We start from the raw sequence: 16,429 nt of genomic DNA, 5'->3' as shown, positions 1-16,429 counted from the left end.
ACCTCCGGACCCTCCAGAACCCCGGCGGCACCCGACCTGTTTTTGGGCTCGCCGCCACTCACCGAGTCGAACGCCTGGCAGGCCGGGAACCTTCGGGCCCTGCGGTGTGGTCGCTCGTCCCTCGCTCCCCCACCTCCGAACCCTCAGAACCCCGGCGGCACCCGACCCGAGTTCTTCGGGCCCGCCGCCACTCACCGAGTCGGCCGCCGTGAGGTTACCGACAGCTAGGTCCGGGTATGTCGGCATCGACCGTGTTCGGCGCCGTATCGGGGGGAACGGCATGAACGAATATGGTGGTGGACGGCAGTTGAACATCGCCCGGTTGTGGTCCGGGGGGTTGGCGACCGCCGTCGTGGCGGGGCTCGTTATCCTGGTCGGCGCGCTCGTCGTCCGGGGCATCCTGGGCATACCAGTGCTCGCGCCCGAGGAGGCGGGATACTTCGGCGACGCCGGAACCGGTGTCTACGCGGTGCTGGCCGCGCTCGCGGCTCTGGCCGCCACGGGGCTACTCCATCTGCTCCTGATCAGCGCACCGCGGCCGCGCACCTTCTTCGGGTGGATCGTGGGACTCGGGACCACCGTCGCGGTGGTGAGTCCGTTCGCCCAGGTGGCCTCGGTACCAAGCCAGATCGCGACCGCACTCATCAACCTGGTCGCCGGCATCGCCATCGCCACGCTACTCAACAGCGTGGCAGCGGGCGCGCTCGCCCGCCGGGCACGGCGCCCGGCCGACACCAGCGACGCACGCGACGATGAGAACCCGCGCGGCACCGGATACCACAGCGGGTACCGCGACGCCCTGAACGGATACCCGACACGACACTACGGCGGGCGGCACCGCAGCTACGACCCCAACGCACAGACGCGTATCGACTGGAACTGACCCGACCACCGCCGCACCCGGCCGACACGCCCTTCCGCGCGGCAGCGCACCCCGCGGGCGCGCGCCACCACGCTCACGCGTCATAGTCCACAACGACCTCGGAGGTCACCGGGCGGGACTGGCAGGTGAGCACGTAGCCGGCCGCGATCTCCTCGGCTTCGAGCGCGAAGTTGCGCGCCAGGTCGACCTCGCCACCGAGCACCCGGGCCCGACACGTGCCGCACACCCCGCCACGGCAGGCGAAGGGCGCGTCGCCGCGCTCCCGCAGGACGGCGCCGAGGACGGTCTCGTCCGCGCTGGTGTCCACATCGACACTGCTGGTCACACCACCAAGGGTGAACACGGCCCGGCTGGCACCGCCCGCTTCGCCCTGGTGCGCGCGGCGGCGCGGCGCGGGCTCGTCGCCCTCCCCGGTGTGGAACAGCTCGAAGTGCACGCGGTCCTCGGCCACCCCGCGCTCCGCCAGAGCCGCGCGCACCAGCCGCACGAGCGCGAACGGCCCGCACAGGTACCACTGGTCGACGCCGCCCGGCGGGACGAGGGAGGAGAACAGCAGGTCGAGCTTGGCGGCGTCGATCCGCCCGTTGCAGATCGGGGCGTCGGTGTGTTCCCGGCTGAAGACATTGAGCAACTGGAACCGCCGCGGGTACCGGTCCTTGGCGTCGCGCAGCTCGTCGAGGAACATCACGTCGCCCGCTGTCCGGTTCGCGTAGACCAGAGTGCACGTGGAACGGGGTTCGGTGGCCAACGTCGTCAGGAGCAGGGACAGGACCGGAGTGATCCCGCTGCCCGCCGCGACCGCCACGTGCGTCCGTGCCCGCTCCGGTTCCAGCGGGACGTGGAACCCCCCGAGAGGCGGCATGACGTCGAGGACGTCGCCCGGCCGCAGTTCCTCGTTGGCGAACGCGGAGAACGATCCGCCCTCCAGCCGCTTGACGGCGATGCGCAGTGGGCCGTCGGGGGCCGCCGAGCAGATGGAGTAGTTCCGCCGGATCTCCTCGCCGGAGGCGTGCCAGCGGATCGTCAGGTGCTGGCCCTGGACGAACCGGAAGTCCTCCGCGATCTCCTCGGGGACGTCGAACGTCACCGCCACGGCGTCATCGGTGAGGCGCTGCACTGAGGCCACCGTCAACGGGTGGAACCGGTGGGCGCCCCGGCGCGGCACTGTGGCCGGCCGATCCTGGGCCTGCGCGCGCATGGCGTGGCTCCCTACCTCTGCCCGGTGCTTCGTGTTCTCGGCATTACAGCGGCTTGACGCGGTCGAACGGCTCACCGCACGCGGCGCAGACGTGGATCGCCCGGCACGCGGTGGCCCCGAACCGGCTCAGCTCCCGGGTCTCCACGGACCCGCAGTTCGGGCACCGCACGGAAAGCGGAACGAACGTGCCCCCGCCGGCACCGGGCCCGGGCGCCCGCTCCGGCGGCGGGGCGATGCCGTGCGCGGCCAGCTTGCGCCGCCCCTCGGCACTGATCCAGTCCGTCGACCACGGCGGTGACAGCGCCGTCCGCACCTCAACGGCGGTCTCGTCGCACGCGGCGAGCCGCGCGCGGATGTCGTCGCCGATGGCGTCGAGCGCCGGGCACCCCGAGTACGTGGGCGTGATGGTCACCACGACCGCCCCCGTCGCGCCGCGCCGCACGTCGCGGAGGATTCCCAGGTCCTCCAGGGTCACCATGGGCATCTCCGGGTCGGGCACGGCGGCGACCAGCTCCCGGATCTCCGCGACCGTCAGAGCCCGCTCCTGCCGCGTCACCACGACGCCCCCGGGTGCGAACGGTGCAGGTGCTGCATTTCGGCAACCAGGAAGCCGAACGCCTCACTATGCACGCCGTCGCGGCCGCTCTTGCCCGCGAGCCCCGTGATCGGCGGCACCTCGGGGCGCTCCAGCCCCGCTGGTTCGAGGACCCCGTCCACGAACGCGTCCCACGCCGGACGCAGCCGCGCCGGGTCGGCCCCGACCCCGGCCCCGGCCACCGTCCGGGTCACGTCATCAGCGGCGAACAGCTCGTCCACATAGGGCCAGGCCGCCTCCAGGGCCGCCGCCATCCGCCGCGCGCTCTCGTCGGTGCCGTCTCCCAGTTGGATCGTCCACCGTGCCGCGTGGTCGCGGTGGTAGGACAGCTCCTTCACCGCCTTGCCCGCGATGCCGGCGATCGTCTCGTCGGTCGAGTGGGTCAGCGCCGAGTAGAGCTCGAACGCGTAGCCCGAGAACAGCAGCTGGCGCGCGGTGGTGTGGGCGAAATCGGTGTTGGGCAGCTCCACGAGGCGGCAGTTGACGAACTGGTTCTCGGCGCGCAGGTAGGCGAGGTCGTCCTCGGTCCGCAGTACCCCGGTGAGCTGCTCCTCCGTGCGGCCGGCGTAGCCCAGCAGCGCGCGTGCCTGCCCCAGCAGGTCCAGGGAGATATTGGCCAGCGCGACGTCCTCCTCAAGCTGCGGCGCGCGGGCCACCAGCTCGGCCAGCCGGTGACTGGCGATGAGGGCGTCATCGCCGAGCCGCAGCACATACGCCGTAACCGCGGTGTCCACCACCGCGGCCTGCGCACCCGACTCCTCGGGCATCTCCGCGCCACCCCCTTTTCCCGGGCTTCCCCTTCTCCTACAGGTGCTGGACTCCCTCCGGGACGCTGTAGAAGGTCGGGTGGCGGTACACCTTGTCGTCCGCCGGATCGAAGAAGGCTTCCTTGTCGTCCGGGGCCGACGCGGTGATCATCGCGGCCGGGACGACCCACACGCTCACGCCCTCGCGCCGCCTGGTGTAGAGATCCCGCGCGTTGTGCAGGGCGTGCTCGGCGTCGGCGGCGTGCAGGCTGCCCACGTGTACGTGCGACAGGCCGCGGCGAGCGCGCACGAACACCTCCCACAACGGCCAGTCGTTCATCGGCCGCTCGCTCATGCCGCGCCTCCCTCGCTCGCCCGGTGCTCGCGTTCCGCGCGGCGCGCCCGCTTCGCCGCGTGCGCCTGGGCGGCCTCGCGCACCCACGCGCCCGCGGCGTGTGCCTCCCGGCGGTGCGCCAGCCGCTGCCGGTTGCACGGCCCGTTGCCCTTGAGCACCTGCTTGAACTCCGCCCAGTCGACCGGGCCGAAGTCGTAGTGGCCGCGCTCGTCGTTCCACCGCAGCTCGGGGTCGGGAAGCGTGAGCCCGAGCGCGTCGGCCTGGGGCACGATCATGTCCACGAACCGCTGCCGGAGCTCGTCGTTGGAGAACCGCTTGATCCCGTAGGCCATGGACTGCTCGGAGTGCGCCGACTCCGCGTCGGGCGGACCGAACATCATCAGCGAGGGCCAGTACCAGCGGTTCACGGACTCCTGCGCCATCGCGTGCTGCTCCGGTGTGCCGTGCGCGAGGACGTGCAGGATCTCGAAGCCCTGGCGCTGGTGAAAGCTCTCCTCCTTGCAGATGCGCACCATCGCACGCGCGTAGGGACCGTAGGAGCAGCGGCACAGCGGCACCTGGTTGGTGATGGCGGCCCCGTCGACCAGCCAGCCGATGGTTCCGACGTCGGCCCAGCTCAATGTGGGGTAGTTGAAGATGGAGGAGTACTTCTGCCGCCCTTCGTGCAGCAGGTCCAGCAGCTCCGCCCGCCCCACGCCGAGGGTCTCCGCCGCGCTGTACAGGTAGAGCCCGTGCCCGGCCTCGTCCTGCACCTTGGCGATCAGGACGGCCTTGCGCTTGAGGCTGGGCGCCCGGGTGATCCAGTTGGCTTCGGGCTGCATCCCGATGATCTCGGAGTGCGCGTGCTGCGCGATCTGGCGCACCAGCGTCGCGCGGTAGTCATCGGGCATCCAGTCGCGCGGCTCGACCCGCTCACCCGCGGCGATTACCGCGTCAAAGCGCTCCCGCGCACCCTCCGGTGCCGCCCGCGGCGGAGTCTCGGTGCTGGTCATCTCCACGCCATTCCCGACAGCGAAACCAAACAAAACCAACCGATCGTTCAGTTATCACGCTACGCCGGGGCCGGCGGCCGGTCAACGGCCGCGGCTCCCGCGCTGGCCGCGCCGATCCGGAGGGAATCGTCCCTTCGAGGCGCTGTGCCATGCCGGGGATCCAGATCCGCATCATCGGCGAGACAGGCACGGGCGGCCGGCGGAGATCGCAACAGTAGCTCAACGACAGAGCAATGTGGCACGCTTTTCCGCAGCAAAACGGAGAGTTCGGGCAACAGCCCACTGTCCGGTGCCGATCGTCGCGCAACTCGCGGGTCGCTTCCCGGGACTCGACTGCGGAGGAGAGCATGCCCTACGCGCGCCAAAGCACCATCGCCGGCCGCGGCTTGGGTGCGGAGTTGCGATCGTTGCGTGAAATGCGACGCCTCAGCCTCCGCCATGTCGCGGCACAGCTCGGCTGGCAGCCCTCCCGGTTGTCGCGGATCGAAACCGGCAACCAGGGCATCACCACCGAGGACGTGGCCTCCCTGCTGGTCATCTACGGCGTTACCGGCGACGAACGCGAGCGCCTGCTGACCAAGACCGAACGGGTCGACGAGCCGAACCTGTGGGAGGTCCAGGGGCCGTTGTCCCAGGAGTCGCGGACCCTCATCCAGATCGAGCCCGTCGCGACCAGCATCTTCAATTTCCAGCCGCTACTCGTCCCCGGCCTGTTGCAGACACCGGACTACACGCGTGTGCTCATGAGGGCGGGCGGTATCTCGGAGGAGGATGCCGAGATCCGGGTGGCCGCCCGGATGAGCCGGCAGGCGATCCTCAGCCGCGAGGAGCCGCCGGCCTTCGAGGTCATCCTGGACGAGTGCGCCCTGCGGCGGGTCATCGGCAGCCCGAAGACCATGGCACGCCAACTTCGGCACCTCATCGAGGCCACCGAGCGTCCCAACGTGAGCCTGCGGGTGTTGCGCTACTCCGTTGGCGCGCACACCGGTCTGGACGGTGCCTTCGCGCTGTTCGATTTCGCCAAGGAGGGGCCCGTGGTCTACCTGGACCACAAGATCTCCGGGCTGTTCCTCGACAAATCGGAACAAATCGCCTTCTTCCGGGCCGAAGCCGATAGGCTGAAGTCAGTCGCGCTCACGCGGCACGAGTCCGTGGATGCTGTTGCGGCCATCGCCAAGGAACTCGATCAGGAATGAGGGCGTCCCTCATGAGCACGCGGCACCCAGCCAAAACCTGGCGTAAGAGCTCCCACAGCGGAACCAACGCGGACTGCGTCGAATGCTCCAGCGCCACCTGGCACGCGCCCGCCTACAGCGGTTCCACCTCCGATTCCGCCGCGTACGCCCAGCTCCCGCCCTCCGTCGCCGTACGCGACTCCAAGCGCCCCAACGCGGACCGGCTGTCCTTTCCCGGCCCCGAGTGGTCGGCCTTCCTCACCGCCGTAAAAGGCGCCTCCCTCTAACGGCCCCTCTGAGCGGTCGCGGATCGCGAACTTCCGGGCGGTGGATGGTTCCGGGGAGGTAGATTCGACGACCGTGCGAGAGCTGTCCGAATCCGATCCCACCGCGGGCGCGGGCCGGCGGCGTGCTGGGCGGCCGGGGCATGACGCGGAGTCCGTGCTGGGAGTGGCCGTGCGGGTGTTCAACGAGCGCGGCTATGACGGCACCAGCATGGAGGACCTCGCGCGGGCGCTCGGTGTGACCAAGTCCGCTATCTACCACCACTACAGCGGGAAGTCGGAGCTACTGCGCCTGTCGCTCGACCGCGCGCTGGACGGGCTGTTCGCCGTCACCCGCGAGCCGGAAGCCACCAGCGGCCCGGTGGCCGACCGCCTTGAGCACGTGCTGCGCCGTGCGGTGGGCGTGCTGGTCGAGCGGCTTCCGCACGTGACGCTGCTGCTGCGAGTGCGGGGGAACACCGATGTCGAGCAACGTGCCCTGGAGCGGCGGCGCGAGTTCGACCACTTCGTCAGCGACCTGGTCCGCGAGGGCATGGCGGCCGGCGACATCCGCCCCGATATCGACCCCGCCGTTGCCAGCCGATTGCTGTTCGGTATGGTCAATTCGATCACCGAATGGTATCGGCCCGGACACGGGCTCGGTGCTATCGAGCTCGGTGACATCGTGGCCGCCATGGCCTTCGACGGGCTGCGCGCGTAGTACGGCGCGGCCCCGCACACCGGCGAACCCGACCAACAACGGGGCACACCGCCGGCCGGCGCGCCCGCGCTGCTGCCCCACAAGGGCTGGCGGGTGCCCGAACATGGCGGTCTCGCGCGCACCAGTCCGCACGGCGCGGTGGCCGCGAGTGGCCATCGTGACAATTGTATACCGCGTCCGCACTCCGCGTAACACCAAAGAGAAAACCGAACCGGGCAAGGAATGCCCTCATGAGGGCGCTCGCCCTGCGTACAGCTATCCAGGCACGGCACTTCGACATTGGCGAAAATCCTGGGACGACGACGGCGCACGCCGGGTGTCCCCGCATTGCGCACAACGAACCCGCTTCACTGAAGTCACGAATAGGCTACGGTTGTGTGGTACTCTCCTGCGGACGCCAGATATAACGTGTCCTAGCACCAGGCAGGCACCCCGCCTGCCCCGGCAGGGCGCGGCCGGCCGACGTGAGCCGAGATCCCGGTCGGACGAATCCGAGTCAACGTCGAAGCCCCAGGCGCACGACAACCACCGTTGAAGATGCCCGACTCGTCTGCGATGTCGGCATGAGGGGTAGCAGCCATCATGAACCAGCACTTCCGCCCTACAGGCGCGGTCGCAAACGCTCCGGCGAGCGTGTCTGGCGCCCGTCCCCGGCCCGGAGGCGAGCGGAACACTGTGCTGCCAGATGGGGCTTTGCGATCGCCGACCCACCCCGGAGCGAATATGCCCGCATTGCAGATCACCACCCGCGAGGACGACGACGGCGTGGTCCTGGTTCTCGATGGCGAGATCGACATGGCGTCCGAAGAGCAGTTCCACAGGGTGGTGCGGGACACACTGGACAGTGTCTCGACCCGACGTGTCGTTCTGGACTGCACCCGGCTGCGTTTCGTCGACTCCAGTGGGTTGCGGGTGCTGATCCAGTCGCACCGAAGCGCCCGAGAGCGGGGCGTCGCGCTCTTCATCGCCTCGGTCACCGAACGGCTCACGCAGATCCTGCGCGTCACGGGTATCGACACCCGCATCACGATCTTCCCCACCGTCGAGGCCGCGCTCGCCGCCCCGCTGGAGACCCCCAGCGCCAACTGACGTGCCGCCTGCGTACCCCGAGTGCGCGTGGGACGGCCCAGCACCGCGCCACCGGATCAGGTACCCGCCAGGAGGGCGCGGAGCGCCCTCAGTGGCGCATCAGAACAGCAGCAGCCACCCGCCGAGCACCAGCACGGACGCGTTCAGCAGGAAGAAGATCATCACCCAGGCCGTACCGGGCATCCCCGTCAGCCGGTCGAGCTGGTCGGCGTCGGACTGCGGCGAGGGCTGCTGCCTGCGCTGCGACTGCAGCTCGATAACCGGGCGCATTCCGGCGAACAGCATGAACCAGGTGAACAGGTAGGCGAATCCGGCCTGCACCGCGGCCGGGGTGAACCAGGAGACCAGGAAGATCACCGTTCCGGTCCCCACCACGGACACCACCCCGTAGACGTTGCGGATCAACAGCAGCATCGTGGCCAGCACCAGGATGCTGATCCACAGCATTGCGGTGATCCGGTCGCCCAGGAGCAGCAGGATTCCGGCCAACCCCACGAGCGACGGCGTAACGTAGCCGGCGAAAACGGTGAGGATCATCCCGATCCCGGTGGGCTTACCCCGCGAGACCGTCACCCCGGAGGTGTCGGAGTGCAGCCGGATCCCCGTGAGCTGCCTGCCGCTGAGCAGGGCGACCACAGCGTGCCCGCCCTCGTGGGCGATCGTCACCACGTTCCGGGCGATGCGCCACGGATCGCGGGTGAGCACCACGAGCAGGGCGCAGATCCCCGTTCCTACGACGAGCCAGGTCGGGGGCTCCGGCTGGACGCTGATTACGTCCTGCCACACCTCCTCGAAGGTGGTTCCTTCCATCAGGTCCTCCTGGGGGGCCACCGGCTGAAGCCGGTGGGGGAATCAGGCTGCCCGCGTAGTGGGACAGGGAAAGCCGGGTTGCCGCTGGGCGATACAGCGTTCACCACAGCCTGCATCTGGTACACCTATGACATTGATATCAGGGCCGGGCTGGTCCTTCCTGCCGCCCGAACGACGACAGGAGAAGCCCGCGATGTCAGTCGCGGGAGGAGTCACGACACCGCTCCCGGTTGAAGATCGCAACGCTAGGCGCAGCGTAGGCGATGCCGGACCGCACTCGGCACGGCCCCGGGGGCGTCCCGGGGCCGTGCCGAGTGCGGGCTGCCGGCGGAGGCGGCAGCCTCAGCCGCCGCCCCGCTATCGGCGTCAGCCGCGCGGAGTGATCTCGATGCTGCCGCTGGAGGTCTTCGCGTCGATCTCCGCCTCGGCGTTGTCGTTCTTGGTCACGTCGATGTCGCGGCTGCCACTGCTGGAGTCCGCCGTCACCGCGTACTCGGTGTCGGGCACCCGCATGGCGAGCGATCCCGAGGACGCCTCCGCTGTGATCCGCTGGAACGGCTCGGCGGCGTCGATGTCCACGGAGCCCGAGCTGGCGTTGGTGTCCAGGGTCGCGAAGCTGCCGTGCACGTTTATCGAGCCCGAGGACGCGCTCGCCTCAACGTCCGTGGCGTCGTCCGGCATCAGTTGGATGCTGCCGGAGGTGGCGTCGACCTGGATGCTGCCGCCGGATCCGCTTGCCCAGATCGAACCGGACGTGGCTTCCAGGTCCATGTCCCCGTCGATCTCCTCGAGCCGCATGCCACCCGACGTGGTGTCGACCGTGAGGTCCCCTTCCACCCGGTTGGCCCGCACCTCGCCGGAGCTGGTGGACACCGCCACCTCGCCGGTCACGGCGTTGACCCGCACCTCACCGGAGTGAGCGTCGGCCTGGACGGCTGTGCCCTCGGGGACACCGATCCGGTAGTCGACCTGGCAGCCGCCGAAGAACGCTATCCCGTCGCAGCCCGCGTCGACGTTCACGGTGCTGGCGCCGTCCATCCCGACCTGCTCATGGGCAGAGGACATCAGGGTGTCGCGCACGGTGCGCTCGACGGTGACCGCGTCGCCGCTGGTTCCGGTCACCCGGACATCTCCCGATGTCCGGTTGTCCACGACCACCTCGTCGGCGTCGCCGAACGATTCCTCCTGGGCGGTCTGACTGGTGGAGATCCCGCCCACAGCGCTCAGCCCGCCGACGACCAACGCCGCGACAGCGACGAAGGCCCCGATGAGCAGCCACCCCAAGTGCCGCCGACCCGGCTCCTTGCTCGAGGCGGCGAAGAGTCCTCTCCCGGTGAACGTCATGTCCTTTCCTTCCTGGGGCGCGTGCGCGTCCCGCCGTCGTGCGTCAGTCCGTGTCAGGTGGTGGCCGCCTGCGGCCCGGTGCCGCGCAGGTACTCCAGGACGGCCAGCACCCGGCGGTGGTCGTACTCGTGGTGGCCCAGATCGAGCTTGTCGAAGATCATGCGGATGTGTTTCTCGACCGCGCGTTCGGTGATGACCAGGCGCTCCGCGATGCCAACGTTGTTCAGTCCCTCCGCCATCACGCCGAGGACCTCGTTCTCGCGCGGGCTGAGGCGGTCGAGCGCGCTGTCCTGCTTGCGGCTCAGCAGCTGCGAGACCACCTCGGGGTCGATGGCCGCGCCACCAGCCGCGACCCGGCGCAGTGTCCCGACGAACTCGTCCACATCGGCGACGCGGTCCTTGAGCAGGTAGCCGACCTTCGTGGACCCGCCGCCCAGGAGCTCCGCGGCGTACCTGCTGACGACGTGCTGCGACAACAGCAGCACGGCGACGTCCGGGTACTCGCGGCGGATGCGGATCGCGGCGTGCATCCCCTCCTCGGAGTAGCCGGGCGGCATGCGGATGTCCACGATGCACAGGTCGACGCCGGGGTGTGCGGCGACGGCCGCGAGCAGCTCGTCGGCGTCGCCCGCGTGCGCGACGACCTCCAGACCCTCGTCCTCCAGCAGCTTGGCCATGCCGCTGCGCAACAGCACAGAGTCCTCGGCGATGATGATCCGCACGTTATGCCTCCCAGGGGATGTCGGCGGTGAGCACAGTCCCCCCGCCCGCGGGACTGTGTAGACGCAGTTCGCCGTCCACTGCGTTGACCCGGTCCCACAGCCCGTACAGGCCTGTTCCCGTGTCGGGGTCGGCACCGCCCGTTCCGTCGTCGGTCACGGTGAGCCGCAGCAGGTCCCCCGAGGAGTCCGGTACCCGCCTGGCCCGGACCGTGGCGTTCTCCGCGCCGGCGTGCTTGGCCACATTGTTCAGCGCCTCGCATGTCACGTAGTAGGCGACTCCCTCCGCGCGGGGCGAGGGGCGTTCGGGCATGTCCACGTCGAGCCGGATCGGCAGCGGAGACCGGCCCGCGGCAACGGGTAGCGCGGCCTCCAGTCCGTGGTCGGTGAGAACCCGCGGGTGCAGTCCCCGCGCGATGTCGCGCAGCTCGGCCATGACCGATCGGGCTTCGGACTGCGCCTCCTCCAGGAGGGCCCGGGCCGCGTCCGGGTCGCGGTCGAACTTGCCGTGTGCCCTGCTCAGCGTCATGGTCACCGAGAGGAGGCGCTGCTGGGCGCCGTCGTGCAGGTCACGCTCGATCCGGCGGCGTTCCGCCTCGGCCGCGTCAACCATCCGCGAGCGGCTGTCGCGCAGATGGAGCAACTGCCGCCGCACCCGGACCTCGGGCGCGTCGAACAACAGCTTGCGGGTCACCACCACTTCCACCTTGAGCAGTAGGGGGACCAGTGAGATCCCCAGGATGGCGGCCGGCGGGCCGAGGATGACCCAGGCGGCCGGCAGGGCGCTGTTTCCCAGGGCCTGGGAGAGCGACCCTTCGACCGTGAGGTAGCCGAGCCCGACCAGGGCACCGACGGACCCGCCGATCCCGAACCCGACCAGCCCCAGCACCACCGCGCCAGAGGCGATCCCGAGGACCGCGGCCACAGTGCTGTAGACGAGCGCGGTCCAGGCGTCCCGCCCGAAGACAAAACTGAGCAGCCGGGCCGGGCCGGCACTCGGCGCGGTGGGATCGGGGGTGCGGGTCTCGACGATGCCGTAGACGTTCTCCAGCCTGCTGCGCTGGATCGCGCAGGCCAGCCGGGCGAGCAGCGTCGCGGCCGCCGGCACCAGCACCAGGAACAGCACGGCACCGCTGACCAGCAGGGAGACCGGCGGGAGCGCCAGGACTTCGCTCGCCGTGCCCACGACGACCATCCCGAGCCACACCGCGGAACCAACCAGCAGCGCGACCGGGACCAGGTACCCCAGCGAGAGCGCGAACGAGGTGAGCAGGTGCAGCAGCGCCACCAGCCGCTCGCGCCACGGGCGCTCGGCGGCGATCTCGGCGCCCAGCGAAGCCACCCGTGCTCTGGCCCTGGCGCTCAGGGTGTACGCCATGACGCCCTACCCCCTCTCTTCCCCCTAAACCTAGGCACCGGGGAACGCCTCCGCCATGACGACAGCACATCAGCCGGAGGTAGTGCTGTCCCCACCCCACCGACGCCCCTGGCACGTCCGAGGCGCGGTTCCAGATAGTGATTCGTATATGCGAGGGAATTTCCGCTTTCTCTTAGCTTTTGCGGAGAGTATCGTGGTTCACGTGTCGCATTTTCGAATGAGCGAGGTCGCCGCCCTCGTGGGGGTCAGTGGGGACACGGTACGGCGCTGGGTCGACTCCGGCCGGCTCGCCGCCGCCCGAGACAGCCAGGGTCACCGGCTGGTCAACGGCGCCGACCTGGCGGCCTTCATGCGCGCAGGGGCCGGCGACGACCCGGCGCGCCACTGGTCATCGGCGCGCAACCGCTTCCGCGGGCTGGTCACCGACGTCGCCCGGGGCGACGTCATGGCGCGCGTGGAGCTGCAGGCCGGCCCGCACCGCCTGGTATCGCTGATGAGCCGGGAGGCCGCGGACGAGCTGGGTTTGGAGGTCGGCTCACTGGCCACCGCGATCGTGAAGTCCACCAGCGTGATCGTCGAGAGCGGGACCGCGCGGGGCGGCCCGCATGCCTGACCACTTCCCCAAGACGGCGCTGCTGGCCGGCCTCACCGCCGCGAGTGTCCTCGCCAGCGGGTGCGGCTCGGAGGCCGCGGGCAGCGAGGGCGAGGTCCGGGTCGCAGTGGCGTCGAACCTCAAGTTCGCAATGGCGGATATCGTCGCGGAGTTCGAGGACGCGCACCCGGGCACCACTGTGGCGGCGTCGTACGGCTCGTCGGGGGCCTTCGTCCAGCAGATCAGCAACGGCGCGCCATTCGACGTCTTCCTGTCGGCCGACACCGGATACCCCGAGGATCTGGTGCAGGACGGGCTGGCCGATACCGGCGACGTGTTCGGCTACGCGGCCGGCCGGCTCGTGGTGTGGGCGGCCGCGGACTCCCCGGCCGATCCCTCCGGGGGCCTGCCGGCACTGGCCGACGACGCCGTGGGCACGGTGGCCATCGCCAACCCGGAGCACGCGCCCTACGGCACCGCCGCCCAGGCCGCTCTGGAGTCCGCCGGCGTCGCCGACGACATCGAGGACAAGCTGGTCTTGGGGGAGAACATCGCCCAGACGGCGGAGTTCGCCCAGTCGGGCAACGCCGATGCCGCCGTGGTCGCGCTCTCGCTGGCGCTGTCGCCGAGCATGAGCGCGAGCGGCGAACACAGCGAGGTTCCGCCGGGCAGCTACCCCCGACTGGACCAGTCGGGCGTGGTCCTGCCCGATTCGGCCAATCCCGGCGGCGCCCGCGACCTGGCCGGTTTCCTGCGCTCCGAGGACGGCCAGGCCATCCTGGAGGAGCACGGCTTCGCCCCACCCGAGCCCGGTGAGGAGGGCTGAGGCCGGCCCATGGACTGGCAGGCGATCGCGCTCAGCGTCCGACTGGCGCTGGCCACCACCGCCATCCTGCTCGTGGTGGGGGTGCCGCTGGCCGCTTGGCTCGCGTTCTCCCGGCGCCGCTGGACCGTCGTGGTCGAGGCGATCGTGGCCCTCCCCCTGGTGCTGCCGCCCACCGTGCTGGGTTTCTACCTGCTCGTGGCGCTGGGCGACCGCTCTCCCGTCGGGCGGTGGTGGAGCGAGCTGACCGGGTCGCCGCTGGCGTTCACCTTCAACGGTCTGCTGCTCGCATCGGTGGTGTACAGCCTGCCGTTCGCCGTCCAGCCCCTCATGACCTCCTTCGCCGGTGTCGACCGCCGCCTGCTGGAGGCGTCCGCCGTTCTGGGGCGCACCACAGCGGGCACCGTGCTCCGGGTGGTACTCCCGCTCTCCCGGCCCGGGGTGGCCACCGCGGCGGTGCTGACCTTCGCGCACACGATCGGCGAGTTCGGCGTCGTGCTGATGGTGGGCGGCAACATCCCCGGCGAGACCCGCACTGTCGCCATCGCGATCTACGACAGCGTCCAGGCGTTCGAGTACGCCGCCGCCGGGCGGACCAGCCTGGTCCTGCTGCTGTTCTCCCTCGTTGTCCTGGTGTCCACCTACGCCCTGCAACGCAAGGGAGGCCCGGCATGGCCGCGGCCCTGAACGCCCGGGTGCGTCGCCGCGTTCTCGACGCCGATCTGCGCGTGCCGCTCACCCCGGAATCACCGGTCACCGTTCTGTTCGGACCTTCCGGCAGCGGGAAGACCACCCTGCTCCGCTGCGTGGCCGGGCTCGACCGGCCAGATAGCGGCAGCCGCGTCGAGTTCGACGGGAGCCCGTGGACCGCACCCGGCACGCACCTCCCGACGCGCCGGCGGAAGGTCGGTTACCTGTTCCAGGACCACGCATTGTTCCCGCACCTGAGCGTCGCCGGCAATGTCGGCTACGGCCTGCACGGGCTCGCGCGGCGCGAGCGCGCGGACCGCGTTGCGGAGGCGCTCAGCTCCGCCGGGGCCGCGCACCTGCGCGACACGCCGACCCGCCGGCTCTCCGGCGGGGAGGCGCAACGCGTGGCCCTGGCCCGTGCGCTGGCGCCGCGTCCGCGACTGCTGCTGCTCGACGAGCCGCTGTCGGCGCTCGACTCCCCCACCCGCGCCAAGCTGCGAACCGAGCTGCGCGCGATCCTGCTGCGTCTGGGAATTCCCACCGTTGTCGTCACCCACGACCGGGTCGAGGCGCTGGCCCTGGGCGACCGGATCGTGGTGCTCGTCGGCGGCCGCGTCCACCAGATGGACTCCGTCGAGCACGTCTTCTCCCGCCCCGCGACCGCGCAGGCCGCGGCGGCCGTCGACGTCGAGAACGTCATCCCCGGCCACGTACGCGAGCTGAGCGAGGGGTTGGCCCGTGTACTCCTCGGCCGGCACCTGGTCACCGCCGTTGGCGGCCACGGCCTCACGCCCGGCGATCCGGTGCTGGCCTGTATCCGCGCCGAGGACATCGCGCTGGAGACCGGCCCGGCGGGGGGACACGCCGCGAGCCCGCGCAACCACCTGCCCGCCACGGTCAGCGCGGTAGCGCCGGACGGCCCGTTGCAGCGCGTCGACCTGGACGCGGGGGTCCCACTGGTCGCCTTCGTCACTCGGCACGCCCGGGACGACCTCGAACTCGTCCCGGGCCGGCAGGTGACCGCCGCCATCAAGGCGCCAGCGGTGCATCTCATCCCCCGCCCGTGAGGCCCTCGCGTTCAGGATGCGGCGCGGGGATGAAGCCCACGCAAGGGGGTGTGGTGCGGGGGGTGACGCTCACCCTGGAGGTTGCGGCAATGGGGCGAAGTGAGCGCGGCGAGCGAGCCAGCTTGCCGCCCAGCGTTGGTGCACCGTGCGCTGCGCGGCAGTGGGGCACCCCTCTCGCTTCGCTCGCGGGGTGCCCCACTGCCGCAACCCACCCCCCCGGCGCGGGCCCGTTGCCGCAACAGGGCGGAAGATGCCACGAAACTCCACCTGCGCGAAAACCCAGCCGAACCCGCCGCGTGATGCTCGCGGCCAGCTCGGCGCAGCAAAATTCCCGGAAACGCCAGAGCGGCGAGCGCGCCCGGTACAATCACCACTAGTAGCTAGATGGATGCGCTAAGGCAGCGCCGTTTCCGCTCAACGCGTCGATGTCCATCACGCTGCCCGCCGCGGTGACCAGCCACGGGAAACCCTGGTCCGGCTCACCGCACGGCCGGCACATGCCCGGGCCGTTCGCACGTAGGAGGGGGACGTGCGGACGGCTCAGGCGTGTGGCCGCCCCCGCCCCTCGGCGAGTGTCTTGAGCCGCACGAGCGTCTGCTCGATACTGCGGGCGTTGCGGGCCGGCCACCCGGCCAACTGGTACAGGAACGAGAACGCGTAGGAGTAGTCGAAGGTCTCGGTAACCCGAGTGCCGCCGGCCACGGGCTCCAGCTCCCACCGCCACCGGTGTGTGCCCCAGTGCCGCCACGTGAGAAGCCGGTTCTCCTGGAACTCCACCACACGGTTGGTGATGCGGTACGGCAGGCCCGCCCGCATCTGCATCCCGAACCGCTCCCCGGGCCCCAGGCGCTGCGGGCCCTCGATCTGCTCGCGCACCGTTGCGGAACCGTCGAACTCGGGGTGCTGGTGGGGCGCCGCGAGGATATCGAAGATGTCAGCCGCGGGCGCGTCGATCACGACACTTCGCGAGACCTTGTATGTTGCCATAC

At 70.4% G+C, this 16,429-nt stretch carries 19 protein-coding genes; 9 read left to right on the top strand and 10 right to left on the bottom strand.

Annotation, left to right across the window (positions count from 1 at the left end; all coding sequences use genetic code 11):
- Positions 1-280: 280 nt before the first annotated feature.
- A complete protein-coding gene (locus F4561_RS01565; RefSeq protein ID WP_184574052.1) occupies positions 281-883 on the top strand; it encodes a DUF6069 family protein in 603 nt (200 codons plus the stop codon).
- A gap of 73 nt (positions 884-956) precedes the next feature.
- Here F4561_RS01565 and paaE read toward each other — a convergent pair whose 3' ends face one another.
- From paaE to paaA, 5 genes are read right to left on the bottom strand one after another with little or no spacing between them, the layout of a single operon-like run.
- Positions 957-2,081 carry a 1,2-phenylacetyl-CoA epoxidase subunit PaaE gene (paaE, locus tag F4561_RS01560; protein WP_184574050.1) on the bottom strand — a complete coding sequence of 375 codons (1,125 nt, stop codon included), beginning with the start codon at positions 2,079-2,081 and terminating at the stop codon, positions 957-959.
- A 43-nt stretch (positions 2,082-2,124) separates the two neighbouring features.
- Entirely contained in the window at positions 2,125-2,637 is a 513-nt protein-coding gene (paaD, locus tag F4561_RS01555) for a 1,2-phenylacetyl-CoA epoxidase subunit PaaD (protein WP_312885090.1), read from the bottom strand.
- Complete coding sequence (gene paaC / locus F4561_RS01550; RefSeq protein WP_184574049.1) at positions 2,634-3,443, bottom strand: 1,2-phenylacetyl-CoA epoxidase subunit PaaC; 810 nt, start codon at positions 3,441-3,443, stop codon at positions 2,634-2,636. Before paaC ends, paaD begins: the two co-directional genes overlap by 4 nt.
- A gap of 37 nt (positions 3,444-3,480) precedes the next feature.
- Positions 3,481-3,762, bottom strand: coding sequence for a 1,2-phenylacetyl-CoA epoxidase subunit PaaB (gene paaB, locus F4561_RS01545; RefSeq protein ID WP_184583008.1), 282 nt, complete (start codon positions 3,760-3,762; stop codon positions 3,481-3,483).
- A gap of 11 nt (positions 3,763-3,773) precedes the next feature.
- Positions 3,774-4,769 carry a 1,2-phenylacetyl-CoA epoxidase subunit PaaA gene (gene paaA, locus F4561_RS01540; RefSeq protein ID WP_184574047.1) on the bottom strand — a complete coding sequence of 332 codons (996 nt, stop codon included), beginning with the start codon at positions 4,767-4,769 and terminating at the stop codon, positions 3,774-3,776.
- A gap of 347 nt (positions 4,770-5,116) precedes the next feature.
- Between paaA and F4561_RS01535 the strand changes: the two genes are divergently transcribed.
- From F4561_RS01535 to F4561_RS01520, 4 genes are all read left to right on the top strand, one after another.
- Positions 5,117-5,965 (top strand): helix-turn-helix domain-containing protein, encoded by an 849-nt coding sequence (locus F4561_RS01535; protein ID WP_184574045.1) that lies wholly within the window; start codon positions 5,117-5,119, stop codon positions 5,963-5,965.
- An 11-nt stretch (positions 5,966-5,976) separates the two neighbouring features.
- Entirely contained in the window at positions 5,977-6,231 is a 255-nt protein-coding gene (locus F4561_RS01530; protein WP_184574043.1) for a DUF397 domain-containing protein, read from the top strand.
- A 73-nt stretch (positions 6,232-6,304) separates the two neighbouring features.
- On the top strand, positions 6,305-6,928 hold the full coding sequence (locus F4561_RS01525; protein WP_512698657.1) for a TetR/AcrR family transcriptional regulator: 624 nt from the start codon (positions 6,305-6,307) through the stop codon (positions 6,926-6,928).
- A 723-nt stretch (positions 6,929-7,651) separates the two neighbouring features.
- Positions 7,652-8,017: an STAS domain-containing protein gene (locus F4561_RS01520; RefSeq protein WP_184574041.1), complete on the top strand. Its 366-nt coding sequence runs from the start codon at positions 7,652-7,654 to the stop codon at positions 8,015-8,017.
- Between the two features lie 99 nt (positions 8,018-8,116).
- Here F4561_RS01520 and F4561_RS01515 read toward each other — a convergent pair whose 3' ends face one another.
- The 4 genes from F4561_RS01515 to F4561_RS01500 form a co-directional block, all read right to left on the bottom strand.
- A complete protein-coding gene (locus F4561_RS01515; protein ID WP_184574039.1) occupies positions 8,117-8,827 on the bottom strand; it encodes a M50 family metallopeptidase in 711 nt (236 codons plus the stop codon).
- Positions 8,828-9,193: 366 nt separating this feature from the next.
- A complete protein-coding gene (locus tag F4561_RS01510; protein ID WP_184574037.1) occupies positions 9,194-10,171 on the bottom strand; it encodes a DUF4097 family beta strand repeat-containing protein in 978 nt (325 codons plus the stop codon).
- A gap of 53 nt (positions 10,172-10,224) precedes the next feature.
- The gene (locus tag F4561_RS01505) at positions 10,225-10,893 is read right to left on the bottom strand and encodes a response regulator transcription factor (RefSeq protein WP_184574035.1); all 669 of its coding nucleotides are present in this window, start codon (positions 10,891-10,893) and stop codon (positions 10,225-10,227) included.
- Between the two features lies 1 nt (position 10,894).
- Entirely contained in the window at positions 10,895-12,268 is a 1,374-nt protein-coding gene (locus F4561_RS01500; RefSeq protein ID WP_184574033.1) for a sensor histidine kinase, read from the bottom strand.
- A 202-nt stretch (positions 12,269-12,470) separates the two neighbouring features.
- Here F4561_RS01500 and F4561_RS01495 point away from each other — a divergent pair, with 202 nt between their 5' ends.
- The 4 genes from F4561_RS01495 to F4561_RS01480 are packed head-to-tail and all read left to right on the top strand — an operon-like array spanning position 12,471 to position 15,440.
- The gene (locus F4561_RS01495) at positions 12,471-12,881 is read left to right on the top strand and encodes a TOBE domain-containing protein (protein ID WP_184574031.1); all 411 of its coding nucleotides are present in this window, start codon (positions 12,471-12,473) and stop codon (positions 12,879-12,881) included.
- Positions 12,874-13,686, top strand: coding sequence for a molybdate ABC transporter substrate-binding protein (gene modA / locus F4561_RS01490; protein WP_184574029.1), 813 nt, complete (start codon positions 12,874-12,876; stop codon positions 13,684-13,686). Before F4561_RS01495 ends, modA begins: the two co-directional genes overlap by 8 nt.
- Positions 13,687-13,695: 9 nt before the next feature.
- A complete protein-coding gene (gene modB / locus F4561_RS01485) occupies positions 13,696-14,370 on the top strand; it encodes a molybdate ABC transporter permease subunit (RefSeq protein WP_184574027.1) in 675 nt (224 codons plus the stop codon).
- On the top strand, positions 14,355-15,440 hold the full coding sequence (locus F4561_RS01480) for an ABC transporter ATP-binding protein (protein WP_184574019.1): 1,086 nt from the start codon (positions 14,355-14,357) through the stop codon (positions 15,438-15,440). The genes modB and F4561_RS01480 overlap by 16 nt, the downstream gene beginning before the upstream one ends.
- Before the next feature lie 540 nt (positions 15,441-15,980).
- On the opposite strand, the gene F4561_RS01475 is transcribed toward F4561_RS01480, so the two are convergent.
- Positions 15,981-16,427 (bottom strand): SRPBCC family protein, encoded by a 447-nt coding sequence (locus F4561_RS01475; protein ID WP_184574017.1) that lies wholly within the window; start codon positions 16,425-16,427, stop codon positions 15,981-15,983.
- Positions 16,428-16,429: the final 2 nt, after the last annotated feature.

Source organism: Lipingzhangella halophila (genome assembly GCF_014203805.1).
GTDB lineage: Bacteria > Actinomycetota > Actinomycetes > Streptosporangiales > Streptosporangiaceae > Lipingzhangella > Lipingzhangella halophila.
Note: the sequence above shows the minus strand (reverse complement) of the source record. Positions and strands in the feature narration are given on the sequence as shown.